Below are 12,391 nucleotides of genomic sequence, written 5' to 3'. Positions count from 1 at the left end.
GCAGCCGACTTCCTGCGCAAGCTAATCGAACTGGTGCCCTACAAGATCCACACCGTTCTCACCGACAACGGCATTCACTTCACAGTGCCCGGAGGCGCAAGCTGGAGCGTCCCCGAGATCAGGGCGATGATCGAGCGCAAGGAAATCTTCCGAGCCCATTCCTTCGACGTGGCCTGCGCCCGCAACGATATCGAGCACCCCACCGTGCGCCGCTACTACTATGAAAACCATGATCAACTGCGTGCCCACCTGGCAACATTCCTCGACGCCTACAATTTCGCCAAACGCCTGAAGAGCCTTAGCGGCCTAACCCCCTTCGAGCACATCTGCAAAATCTGGACTGAGCAGCCGCAAAGGTTCAGGCTAAACCCAAGCCATCACATGGCGGGACCGAACATCTAGTATCGGCAGGTGCATTTCAAGAGCCGCCAGTGCCGGCTGTGGCGCCCGCTGCTGGTGGCCACCGCAGGTGCTCAACGAGATGCGCTTGATCAAGAACTGGTGCGGGTGATCCTGCGCGAGGCCGACATCAAGCTCGGCACGCCGTCGCGCAACGCTTTGCGGGCCGCGTGCGCGAGCTGGCCGGCGCAGATGGTGAGGTGATGGCGATGGTCGGGCCGCTCCTGGCGATCGCAAGCCACGATGTTGCGCGAGTGCGGGCTTCTGACAAAGCAGGTTCTCCCCACGCCAAGCAGTTCAAGCGGGCCAACAAGGCGCTACGCAGGCTCAAGACCTATGCGGCCCGACCCTTCGCGACATCTCCCGCCAGATCGCCGGCGATGCGCAGCTGGATGCGCTCTTCAAATGGCTGCTCTACCAGGCCGTCACCGCTTTCGAGCAGCGTCAGCGCCAGCGCGGCCGCAAGATCTACAGCCTGCACGCGCACGGGTTGGAATGCATCGGCAAGGGCAAGGCCCATGCGCCCATGCGCCCTACGAGTTCGGGGTGAAGGCGTCGGTAGCCACCACGCTGAAGCGCTCGAAGGGCGGCCAGTTCGCCCTGCAGGCAAAAGCGCTGCCGAGCAATCCCTGTGACGGCCACGTGCTCGCAAGCGTCATCCCCGACAGGGAAAAGGCCATCGGCAATGACATCAGCCGCATCCTCGCCGACGCGGGGCTATGGCGGCCACAACGCACCGGAGAGCCACAAGTTCAGGGTCTTCACCAGCGGCCAGAAACGCCGCGTCACCCCGGCCACCAAGCGCCAGATGCGTCGCCGCTCCGCGGTCGAGTCCGTAATCGGCCACATCGAGGCCAAGCACCGGATGGACCGCAACTACTCGCCAGCAAGCAAGGCGACGCCGTCAACGCCATCGTGGCCGCCGCCGACCATAATTTCTTCCTCGTGCTCAGGTGGCTGAAGGCTCTTTTGTGGCTTCTCATCGCCGCCCTCCAAAGTCAGCCGAAGGAACTCGAAGCCCGATTCCTCTCATTGTTCACGTCCGACGAATTCTGGGCGCGCTAAGCGCGGCTTTCAATTGTTCCTCCGTGTTCTCTGTGTCGCCGTGGTGGATCGTTCTTATGCAGGCTGCCGTGCGAGCCTGAGGTTCGAGATGCGGCCGAAGTTAAAGACGAGGGCGGTGACCTTGCCGCCAGGCCCGCGCTCGAAGCGCAGCGTGCCGCTCCGCGTCTCGTTGAGATCGGGCACGCCGAAGGCGAACACATCCTCAAACAGTGGCTGCAGCGGGGAGATCGGCGACCGCGGATATGAGCGTTCGATCTGCAAGGAGAGCGCGCCGCCGGCGCTCTCGATCCGATAGGCGAAGGGCAGATCCGGCCCGGCATAGACCCCGACATAATCCGCGCGCGGCGATGCGGTGAGAGCGGGGGCCGCCGCCCGCTCGAAGGTGAGGCGCTGGCCGCCATCGGCTTCCGCCTCGATTCGCTGCGGCCGACCGGCGTCCATTTCGGCGATGGTGATCGAGAATGGATGCGGGCCGACCAGCGTCTCGAACCGGTCGGCGGCGACCGGCACGAGGCCGAAGCAGTAATCGACCACCTCCGCCCAGAGCCGTTCGCCCTCGGCCGATAGCACCAGTGTGTGGCCTTGCTTGCGGTCGTAATACCGACCGACGAGGTTTTGGACCGGTGGCGTCCTGGGCGCAGACGGCAGCGGCTTCAGGCGCTGGCCGAGCACTAGGTCGGCGATGCGTCGCGTCGCCACGGTCGGTTCGAAATCCTCGCGGTTGCCCATGACGATGATGCCGAGATCGGCATCGGGGAAGTGGCAGAGCTCGAGCCTGTAGCCGGCCAGCCCGCCGCCATGCATCCAGAGCGCTTGACCGCGGTAGTCGAGCACGCGCAAGCCGAGCGCGTATCCGATCCTCTCGCCCCAGCGAGTGACCCCTCGGGTCGAGAGCCGCTGCATCAGATCCTTCGGCATGAGGCGGTTCTGCCGGTAATTGGCGTGCCACAGTATCAGATCGTCCAGGGTGGAGACGATGCCGCCGCCGCCGCTCAAGGTGATGCCGAACTCGTCCTTGCGGAAACGACCCTGCCCGTCCGGCTTGTAGGATCGCGCGAGCGACGGCGCCAGCTCGAGATTGTCGTCGCAAAGGCGGGTCGAGCGCATGCCGAGCGGCTGGAAGATCCGTTCGGAAAGGAAGCTGCGGAGGCTCTGTCCGGAGAGCCGCTCGATAATGAACGTCAGCAGCTCCCAGTTGGCGTTGCAGTAGCGGAAGCGGTCGGCAGGCGGAAATTCGAGCGTGGTCTGCCGGGTGATGAGGTCAAACAACTCGTCGCGGCTGATCGGCTGCTCGAGCGTGATGCCGGAGAGCGCCAGCAGGGTCAGATGGTCGCGGAGCCCGCTCGCATTATTGAGCAGATGGCGAAGCGTGATCTTGTCGGAGAAGCGCTTCAGCTCCGGCAGGTGCTTCTGCACCTCGTCATCGAGCGAGCATTTTCCGGCCTCTGCCAGCATCAAGACCGCGGTCGCCGTGAACTGCTTTGTGATCGAGCAGATGTAGAACAGCGACGAGGCGGTGACCGGCTGGCCATGCTCGAGATCGGCCAGGCCGTAGCACGCCTTGTGCACGACGGTGCCGCGGTCGATGACGGCGACCGCCGCGCCCGGCTCTCCGGCTCGATCCCAGCCGGAGAAGACCTCGTCGATGGCGTTGATCATGGGCTTGCCTCGGTCGCTTTCGTCAGACCACGCCGCCGGGCGTCCAGAGATAGTCATGTTCCAGTTCCCTGACCCTTTTGAGCTAGTGGCGCGGTGTTGACACCACGAGCGAAAGATTCACCGCTCATTTAAGCAAAACAGCTGAGCGGGCGGCGAAATCTTAGAAATCAGTAGCACCTGGGCAAGAACAGTTTGCGCCAAAATGCGTCGAATGCTGAAATGCGAGCCGCACAAAGCGGTTGCGGTTTGAATGCCGCCGTCGTCCGGTGCTGGAGGCAGCGCGCGGATCCCGGCGAAACCGTCCAGGCGATCGTCGACATAATTGACCGCGGATTCAGTTTGGTGGAAGCGCTACGAGCGCCGAGGGTGAATGTGCGGCCAGCGGCCTGCGCGTTCAGTCCGAATGATCGGCCGAAACACCGTCTATTGGCGCTGGCGCTGACGTAGGGTCGCTGCTCGGCCTGCGACAGATTGCGGATCGTCATGTCTTCGTTGATGCGTCGGCGCAGAGGGCCTATTTCGGCATTGGGTGATCTCCTGTCTGAGAGGTGGAACGCAACGATTACGATCTTCTCGGAACGGAGGCGCATTGCGCGACATCCTCCTTCGCTTCGCGGTAGCGCTTCGTTCGATAATCGGTTCACAAGGGCCGCATCTCGCTCTCGTCTTTGGCGAAACGGACCCGCAGAAAAATGGCTAACACCGTTGGGACCCTCGTGCTTCGGACCGCGGGATCCAGCCGAATGAGTATTGCTCGGCCGGAAGGGTACAGCCTGGCACGCTTGACGGCGGTTTTAGGCGGTGACCAATCTCATGGCCCCATGCGGATTGTCAGCCTTTCCCTGCTTCCGCCACGGAGGATCGTCTCGGCGGCATCAGCGAGCAATTGGCAGCCGAGCACCAAGTCGGCGTCGTCTGTGTTTTCGGTCCAATGGCGGCTGATACCGCCGATGCTTGGCACGAAAAGGATAGCGGCTCAGTATACGGGCGACGACCTGTGCGTAGTGACTGGCGCCGCTTGGGATCCTCAACGATGCATGGCGCGCGGCCACGTGAGTCCGAGATGCTCTCCCAAATCGCTCCATCGCCGGAATCGACCGAGATCGTCGATGGCCGTCTTGAAGGCCAATGCTGTCACCGGACCCACGCCAGGAATGGTCATGAAACGGCGGCACGGCTTGTAGTTCGCGCCACCCGAGCCGGACGTCGAGTACACCGGGCCGGGCGGCAAGCTCGTCACGCTGCGCTCGTGCTCGCTGATGCTGGCGCAATGTCGGCCACCCGATGACCAACCCGGCCGTGCTCAACCGCGACGGCAACGAGGTGAGCGATCTTGATCTGGCTCGCCGCACGGGTTCAAGCCGCGGCTGGCTGATGGCTATTGACTCGAATCCGATCTCTGGCGCCTCTAAGTGCAATTGGAGGTTCCAGGCTCGCTGTGAATGGAATTCGATCGGCGATCATATCGCTACGCTCACCTGTCTCGATTTCCGATCTTCCATCGTTCACGACCTCGAGCCTCGCAAATGCGCTCACCATTCGAGAGGAAATCCAGGGGCGGTTCGCTCATGGCGGTGCACCGGAGGTAATCGACATGTTGGTCGCGACGCTGACGGGTCAGAAGCAGATCGGGATCGATCCGGGATGGTAACCGACCTGCTGAAAAACCCGGCTCATGCCGGGGCATTCGCCTACGGTCGCAAGCGCATCCGGCCATCGCGTCCATCATCCGAGCACCCGCAGAACAGATCGCGGCCGATGCAGGAATGGAGGATTGTCATAAGGACGAGGTTCCGGTTTAATTGAGCTCGGGAACCCTCGAAAGAACCCAGGACATCCTGCGAGACAACCGGAGCGACTGTCTGCGCGTCAAGGGGCGCGGTGTCCTTCGCGACGGCGCGGTCCTGCGGCACAGTATCACGTCTAGGTGGGCTCTGGCATTGTCAAACACCTCGTCGAGCACGGCGGAAACGTCTCTTGCCATGCCGGTCTTTTCCCTTTTGACACTCCGCCATGCGACGGCGAGATACGCAACTGCAGCAGACCGCGCGGCGCATTTCAAACCACGCCGCTCTGTGCGGCTCGCATTTCAGTAGTTGATGCATTTTGAAGCAAGCTCTCCTCTCCCGGGTGCTAGCGTTCGCAAGATGCCACCGCCCAATCAGGCGTTTACAACAGCCGGCAGGCGAATCCTTCGATCGTGGTATCGACAAGACCGAATAAGCGCGGGTCAACGGCGCCAGTGGCTCAAATGGGAGGACTGAACATGACAATCTCTCGACGCAATCTCTTCAAGGTGGGCATCGCCGCCGGAACGGCGTTGTCGTTCCCTTCCGTCCTGCGGGCGCAAACTTCCCCCGACCGAACGGTCCGTATGGTGATAGAGAACCTCAGTGTGTTTGACCCGGTCGTTACAACGGCTGACGTCACCTTCACCCATGCCTTCGCGATTTACGATACGCTATTCGGGACCGATTCCAAGTTTGTGCCCCATCCGCAGATGGTGGGAAAGTGGGACGTATCCGACGACAAGAAAACCTATACGTTCGAACTCCGCGATGGTCTGGGCTGGCACGACGGCACCGCCGTTACCGCGGCGGACTGTGTGGCCTCGATCCGTCGCTGGGGCCAAGTGGCTCCCGGCGGGCAGTTGCTTATGGCGCGGGCCAAGGATATTTCGAAAAAGGATGACAAGACCTTCACAATCGCGCTCAAGGAACCGTTGGGGGCTCTGCTCACCATCCTGGGCTTCCAAGGCCCATTCATCATGCGCGAGAAGGACGCTAGTCTTTCTCCAGCGGAGCAGGTGACCGCGAATATCGGATCTGGGCCGTTCAAGTTCAATCACGCTCTTGCCAAGCAAGGCGCGAGCTTCACCTACGACCGCAACGAAAAATACGCACCACGCAACGAGGCGCCCGACGGACTGGCCGGCGGGAAGGTCGTAAAGGTCGATCGTGTCATTTGGGACACCGGCTTATCCGCCGATCAGCAGACTGCATTCGCGGCGTTGCAAGCAGGTGAAATTGATTTCTTGCTCTTGCCGCCGGTCGATCTCTTAGCGATGATCGAGAGCGATCCCAACCTTGAACTCCAAGTTCTCGACAAGGCGGGCAGTGACATGTTCGTGCGCATGAACTGTCTGCAAAAGCCGTTCGACAATGTGAAGGCCCGCCAAGCGATGCTTCACCTGGTCGATCAGGAGGCTATGTTGCGCGCCGCGTTTGGTGACCCAAAATACTTCCGCACCGTCACTTCGATGTTTGGAAACGAAACGCCGGTATCCAATGACGAAAATACCGGATGGTTCAAAAAGGGTGGCGATCCAGAAAAGGCCAAGCAACTGTTCAAGGAGGCGGGATATGCAGGCGAGAAAGTCGTCATCCTGCAGCCCACGGATTGGAAGGAGGCAAGCAATGCCTCTCAGCTTCTGGCAGCCACATTGCGGAACATTGGGGTCAATGCCGAGCTTGCGCCAAGCGACTGGGGCGGGGTTGTCGCTCGCCGCGCGAATAAGGCCCCCATTGAAGACGGAGGCTGGAGCATCTTCATCACTGGGAATTCTGAAGCGAGCCTCGGCAATGTCATCACCGACGTCACCCTGCCCATGAATGGCGAAAAAGGTTGGTTCGGCTGGCCGCAGAGCGGCGAATATGAGGCTCTTCGGGTCAAATGGGCGGATGTCGAAACGCTCGAAGAGCGCAAGGCGCTGGCACGCAAGATGCAGCGAATATGGTGGGACTATGTGCCGCAGGTTCTGATAGGTCAAAGTGTCGTGCCAATCGCGCGCCGCAAGACGCTCACAGGCCTCATCGGCGTGCCGGCGTGGATTCCGTTTTGGAACATGCAGAAGACCTGAGACGCAATGGCCGCCCACTCGTGCCGTCGAATCGTGCATGCCGCCGGCGACGCCACAGGCCGCGAGCTGGTCCGCACATTGGCGGCCGCCGTGCGGCGCGTGCCGTCAATCACAGTCCTGGAGGGCATGGAGGCGCGCCGCCTGTTCGTGGAAGATGGCGCAATCGCCGGCGTGCTCGCGGTTGGAAGCAAGGGCGCAGTCACAATGTCCACGTCTCGCGTGGTGCTCGCGACCGGCGGTATCGGCGGCCTGTTTAGCGATACCAGGAACCCGATTGGCTCATGTGGGCATGGCCTGGCGCTCGCCGCATGCGCTGGGGCAGAACTCGCCGACCTCGAATTCGTGCAGTTCCACCCGACCGCGCTCGACGGTCCGCGGCGGCCGATGCCGCTGGTGAGCGAGGCGGTGCGCGGCGAAGGCGCGGTGCTCGTCAACGATAAAGGACAGCGATTCCTCGCCGACGCGCCTGGCGGCGAGCTCGCATCGCGCGACGTGGTCGCGCGGGCCGTGTGGCATCAGCTTGCTGCCGGGCGTCGCGTGTTTCTAGACGCCCGGCAATGTCTCGGTCCGAGATTTGGGAAGCGCTTTCCGACCATCGCGCAGCTTTGCCGAGAGGCAGGCATCGATCTCACCATCGAGCCGATACCCGTGCGCACGGCGGCGCATTATCACATGGGCGGCGTGGCGGTGGACGCTACCGGCCGCACTTCCGTCGAAGGCCTGTGGGCATGTGGCGAGGTTGCATGCACGGGGCTCCACGGCGCCAACCGCCTCGCCAGCAACTCGCTCACGGAAGCGGTGGCGACAGCCGGCTGGGTTGCCGAAAGCGTCGTCGGCGCATCGCCGGGCTGCCGCCGGCGCTTGTTGTATACGCTCGTGCCCCCGCGGCCAGACCCTTCGTGCATACGCCCGGTCGTCTCCGCTGCACTCGGCATCATCCGGGACGGCGAGACGCTGCGCGAGGCCGCAGCCGCACTGCTGCAGATCGCCACTGTCAACCAGGCCGCGTCCGATCCGGCTTTGGTGGCGCTGATGATCGCTATCGCGGCCCTGGGGCGAGAAGAGAGCCGCGGTTCGCACTATCGGTCCGATTTCCCCGGGCGCGATGCAGATGCACGCTCGTTACGGCTGACATTGCGCACGGCAATCCAGGCCGCGGTCGCACTCGGCTGGCGGGCCCCGACACGGAGCACCTGACATGAAATCATTCTCACCCCTTCCCGCGACCCTGATCGAACCGATCGTGCGCAGCGCCCTTCTGGAAGACCTGGGCAGATGCGGCGACCTGACCAGCGATGCGGTGATCCCCGATGATTGCACGGCCACGTTGCTGCTCAGGGCGCGGCAGGCGGGTGTCGTTGCCGGGCTCGATCTGGTCGCGTTCGCCTTCCTGCTTGTGGAGCCTGCGGTCGACATGCACATCTGTCGCCCTGACGGCAGCGATGTCGCGGCCGGCGAGACCATCGCGAAGCTGTGCGGACCGGCGCGGGGCCTGCTCACGGCCGAGCGCACGGCACTCAATTACCTGTGCCACCTGAGCGGCATTGCCACTGCCACCGCGGCGATTGTCGACGCCGTGCGGGGCCACAAGGCGAGGATCGTGTGCACACGAAAGACGACGCCCGGGCTGCGCGCGCTGGAGAAATACGCCGTGCGGGTTGGCGGCGGCGCCAATCACCGCTTCGGGCTCGACGACGCCGTGCTGATCAAGGATAACCACATCGCGATCGCCGGGGGCATCCGCACGGCAATCGAGCGGGCGATCGCCGCCGCAGGCCACATGGTGAAAATTGAGGTCGAGGTCGACACGCTGGAACAGCTCGACATCGCGCTTGGACTGGGAGTCGACGCGGTTCTGCTGGACAATATGTCAGTCGACGATCTCACTCGCGCGGTGGCAATGGTTGGTGGCCGCGCCATCACCGAAGCTTCCGGTCGTGTTACGGAAAAAACCGCTCCCGCGATCGCTGCCACCGCCGTCGACCTGATCTCGGTCGGATGGCTGACACATAGCGCGCCGATCCTCGACATCGGCCTGGACATCCCCGTCGACGGGAACATCTGCACGCACTTGAACTGATTGAAATGGAATGAAGCAGTATCAGGTTTGGAACTACGCGCGACGCCGGAAGGTGCTCGACGCGAGCCTCACGACGCATGCGGCGGGCCCTCCAACGACCTGCGGTCCCAGCCTGCTGGCGGCGCCAGGGGCGGTGAAATAGCCCCCGAAATGATCCGGACACGATCTCCATCTTGATAAGGGATAGGAGTAATGTGATGTCTATGACTGGTAGCATTCCGAAGATTGAGATTCTGGACGGCCGCGAGCGTCGGCGGCGGTGGACGACGGCCGAGAAGCTGTCGATGGTCGAGGAGACCTACGCGCCTGACGTGACGGTGAGCCTTGTCGCCCGGCGCAACGGCGTTCAACCCAACCAGCTCTTCCACTGGCGCAAGCTGCGGCGTAAGGGGCGCTGACTGCGCCGAGGGTGAGGTCGTGGCGGCATCGGAGTATCGGGCGTTGCAGAACCAGGTGCGCGAGCTTCAGCGCCTGCTCGGCAAGAAGACGATGGAGGCCGAGATCCTGAAGGACGCGCTCGCGGCGGCGGGCTCAAAAAAATGTTGCGGTCGTTGTCGTGGCCGAACGGCGGTTCCCGATGAAGGCGGTGTGCGAGACGCTGGACGTCGCCCGATCCAACATCTCCGAGCGCTCGAAAGGCCGCGAACGGGGGCGAATTGGCCGTCCTCCCAAGCCCGATGGCGCCTTGGTCGCCGCTGCATCCTCAACGGTGCGGCCTCCCGCACCTGCAGCCCGGTGGCCGGGTCAATCTGCAACTCCACCTACCTGGACGAAGCGCAAATCAGCCATTTTGACGACTGAAATGGGTAAGCCACTTGCAGAGACGAAGTCTGAAATTGCCCACGCTGCAGCCTCTCTCCAATGGTATGCCGAGGAGGCCAATCGCATCTATGGCGAGACGATTTCGCCGCCATCTAACGACAGGCATATGCTGGTGATCAAACAGCCGATTGGCGTGGTCGGATACCCCTTGGAATTTTCCCGCCTCGATGGTCGCGCGCAAGATTTCGCCGGCGCTTGCCGCCGGCTGCGTGATTGTTCTGAAACCCGCGGAGCAAACACCTCTCGTCGCCGGTGCTATGCTAACTCTTGCCCGGATGGCGGGTTTTCTTGTTGGCGTTCTCAAATGATCTACGCATCGGAAGGCGATGCTGGCGGCGAACTTTACTCTAACCCCAAGGTTCGCAAGAATCAGCTTCACTGGGTCGACCGAGGTCTGGCGGCTGCTCATGAGGCAGTGTTCGGACCAGATCAAAAGAACCAGGCGGGCCGAACCCCGACCGCCACCTTCCTCGAGGTTCCGTGGCGGCCGTCCCCCTACAAAATCGATATGGAGCTACACCTCGAATGCAATCCTGCGATGGCACGAAGAGCGGCAGGACGAGTGCATTACATCGCGCACACCAGCCCGTACGGAATTGCTTCGGGGAGAATTTTCACTGACGCTTTGCCCCGCGCATTTCGATCAAACACGGATAGATTATGACCCATTTGTATCCTGGGTCTTTGCAATTTGGCGTCCATATACGGGATCGCGACCTTAAAGTTGCGCGGGTTCTACGAACAAAACGTCAGTGGATGGCAAGTCATGAGTCGCCGTATTGTGGTTGTCGGCGGAGGAGTTGTCGGTTGCAGCGTCGCCTGGCACTTGGCGAATGCGGGCGCGGGCGACATTGTATTGCTGGAGCGCGAGCAACTGGGCTCCGGCACAACCTGGCATTCGGCTGGTAACATTACTTGGCGCCCGGTACCCAGTCACGACTCAAGTGTGCTCTACGCCTTCGATACAATAGAGAGACTTGAGCGGGAAACCGGGCAAAGCACGGGGTGGCTGAAGACTGGGCGCTTGTTTCTCGCTCAAGACGCCGATGCCATACGCACGTATGAATCGTACCATCGTGGAGCCACAATGCGAGGCATCGCCGGGCGCATGCTCTCGCGCGAGGAAGCCGGTCGCCTGCATCCTCTGCTCGATCCCGCATCCGCTGCGTTCTTTTGGCTCAATCCTCTTTCCGGCCGCGTTAATCCCGCCGATCTTACCGCTGCTTATGCGCGCGGCGCTCGGCAACGCGGGGTTCGTATCGTCGAGAATTGCAGGGCAACCGGACTGGAAATCCGTAGCGGCCGCATTGTCGGTCTCAGCACATCCACCGGCCCCATTGCCGCAGATGCCGTGGTTGTCGCGGGTGGGCTGTGGTCCCGTCTACTGCTTGCGACCAGCGGTATCGCCCTACCACAATGGTCCTGCGAGCATTTCTACGTTATCGCAGACGTAACACCGCGATTAGCTGCATCAACTCCATCCTTCTCGATGTCCGAGCGCCGGATATACGGTCGCGAGGAGGCGGGCGGCATGCTCGTCGGTTTCTTCGACGAGAACGCCAAGACGATTGATGCAGCCGCCCTACCCGATCCTTTCGCCTTCACCCTGCTTAATCCCGACTGGGACAAGATCGCGCCCTATTTCCAGAGTGCGATGGAGATTTTCCCAATTCTAGGTGACGCACCCATCCGCCGCTTCATCAATGGCCCCGAATCATTCACCCCAGATGGTTCACCCTTGATCGGGCCCTGGCCGGATGTCGAAGGACTGTTCCTTTGCACAGCTATGAATTCCGAAGGCGTCACTTGGTCGGCGATGGCAGGACGCCTCACCGCCGAGCTTGTAACCCATGTTAAGCCGAGCTTCGACACATCTCACTGCGCTCCCGCTCGCTTCGGCAGCCAGGCCGCCGACACCGCTTGGCTTCAGCGCCAGATCTCGCAACATTCGCTAGATCCGGCCAAGCGCTTAGACTGATCTGCCATTTGAAGTGGCTTGGAATTCATCATGGATTGTTCCTTGAGCGAGACGTTGGAGTTTCGTAACCCAGAGGTAGCCTCAGTTTTCGTGGTCGCTATATTCATGCGCTCCGGTCGGCCATGGCGCGCAAGAGCCTGAGGATAGATTACATCCATCGTCCGCGGACCTTGCTGTAGGTCTCATCCATATGCCACCTGCCAGTGACGGATCGCTTGCACCGGTTGAACCGCTCCAACAGTTGCGGCGAAAAGTGCACGATTAGCGATGCAGGGTGGATTGATCGACGCTCAGGCCGCGTTCGGCCATCATCTCTTCCAGGCCGCGAAGGCTGAGATTGTCGGAAAGGTACCAGAGCAGGCATCGTAGGACGACATAGTGATCGAAATGATGGCTTTTGAAGGGACTGTCAGGATTTCCGTGTACGGGCGGGCATAATGGGTAAAAAGGAATCCCACTATGTCCCGACGCAAAGAGCCTGCGATACCGAACGAGCTTCTCGACCAGCTATTGGCGGGTGGTGCTGCCA

Annotated in this window: 4 protein-coding genes and 8 pseudogenes; 9 read left to right on the top strand and 3 right to left on the bottom strand. The window is 61.8% G+C overall.

Going from position 1 to position 12,391, the window contains the following annotated elements; genetic code table 11:
* From JQK88_RS34855 to JQK88_RS34845, 3 pseudogenes are all read left to right on the top strand, one after another.
* Positions 1-402, top strand: a pseudogene (locus JQK88_RS34855) (IS481 family transposase); the annotation flags it as partial.
* Positions 403-681, top strand: a pseudogene (locus tag JQK88_RS34850) (IS110 family transposase); the annotation flags it as partial.
* Positions 682-683: 2 nt separating this feature from the next.
* Positions 684-1,464 (top strand): annotated as a pseudogene (locus JQK88_RS34845) (transposase family protein); the annotation flags it as partial.
* A gap of 54 nt (positions 1,465-1,518) precedes the next feature.
* Here JQK88_RS34845 and JQK88_RS34840 read toward each other — a convergent pair.
* Together JQK88_RS34840 and JQK88_RS36815 are read right to left on the bottom strand one after the other, a co-directional pair.
* Positions 1,519-3,123: a serine hydrolase gene (locus tag JQK88_RS34840; RefSeq protein ID WP_203281088.1), complete on the bottom strand. Its 1,605-nt coding sequence runs from the start codon at positions 3,121-3,123 to the stop codon at positions 1,519-1,521.
* A gap of 1,051 nt (positions 3,124-4,174) precedes the next feature.
* Positions 4,175-4,297, bottom strand: a pseudogene (locus JQK88_RS36815) (transposase); the annotation flags it as partial.
* Positions 4,298-5,389: 1,092 nt separating this feature from the next.
* Between JQK88_RS36815 and JQK88_RS34830 the strand changes: the two are divergent.
* The 6 genes and pseudogenes from JQK88_RS34830 to JQK88_RS34800 all read left to right on the top strand — a co-directional run bounded on the left by JQK88_RS34830 (position 5,390) and on the right by JQK88_RS34800 (position 11,862).
* On the top strand, positions 5,390-6,982 hold the full coding sequence (locus tag JQK88_RS34830) for an ABC transporter substrate-binding protein (protein ID WP_203281084.1): 1,593 nt from the start codon (positions 5,390-5,392) through the stop codon (positions 6,980-6,982).
* Between the two features lie 9 nt (positions 6,983-6,991).
* A pseudogene (locus JQK88_RS34825) lies at positions 6,992-8,179 on the top strand (L-aspartate oxidase); the annotation flags it as partial.
* Between the two features lies 1 nt (position 8,180).
* The gene (nadC, locus tag JQK88_RS34820) at positions 8,181-9,062 is read left to right on the top strand and encodes a carboxylating nicotinate-nucleotide diphosphorylase (RefSeq protein WP_203281080.1); all 882 of its coding nucleotides are present in this window, start codon (positions 8,181-8,183) and stop codon (positions 9,060-9,062) included.
* Between the two features lie 203 nt (positions 9,063-9,265).
* Positions 9,266-9,753, top strand: a pseudogene (locus JQK88_RS36810) (transposase); the annotation flags it as partial.
* 90 nt (positions 9,754-9,843) lie between these two features.
* A pseudogene (locus JQK88_RS37085) lies at positions 9,844-10,321 on the top strand (aldehyde dehydrogenase family protein); the annotation flags it as partial.
* Positions 10,322-10,650: 329 nt separating this feature from the next.
* Positions 10,651-11,862 (top strand): NAD(P)/FAD-dependent oxidoreductase, encoded by a 1,212-nt coding sequence (locus JQK88_RS34800; protein WP_203281076.1) that lies wholly within the window; start codon positions 10,651-10,653, stop codon positions 11,860-11,862.
* A 151-nt stretch (positions 11,863-12,013) separates the two neighbouring features.
* Here the strand turns inward: JQK88_RS34800 and JQK88_RS36800 are convergent.
* Positions 12,014-12,315, bottom strand: a pseudogene (locus JQK88_RS36800) (transposase family protein); the annotation flags it as partial.
* Positions 12,316-12,391: the final 76 nt, after the last annotated feature.

It is taken from the genome of Mesorhizobium caraganae (genome assembly GCF_016836705.1).
Classification (GTDB): Bacteria; Pseudomonadota; Alphaproteobacteria; order Rhizobiales; family Rhizobiaceae; genus Mesorhizobium; species Mesorhizobium caraganae.
The sequence above is the reverse complement of the archived record's forward strand: the minus strand, read 5'-3'. Positions and strand labels throughout refer to the sequence as shown.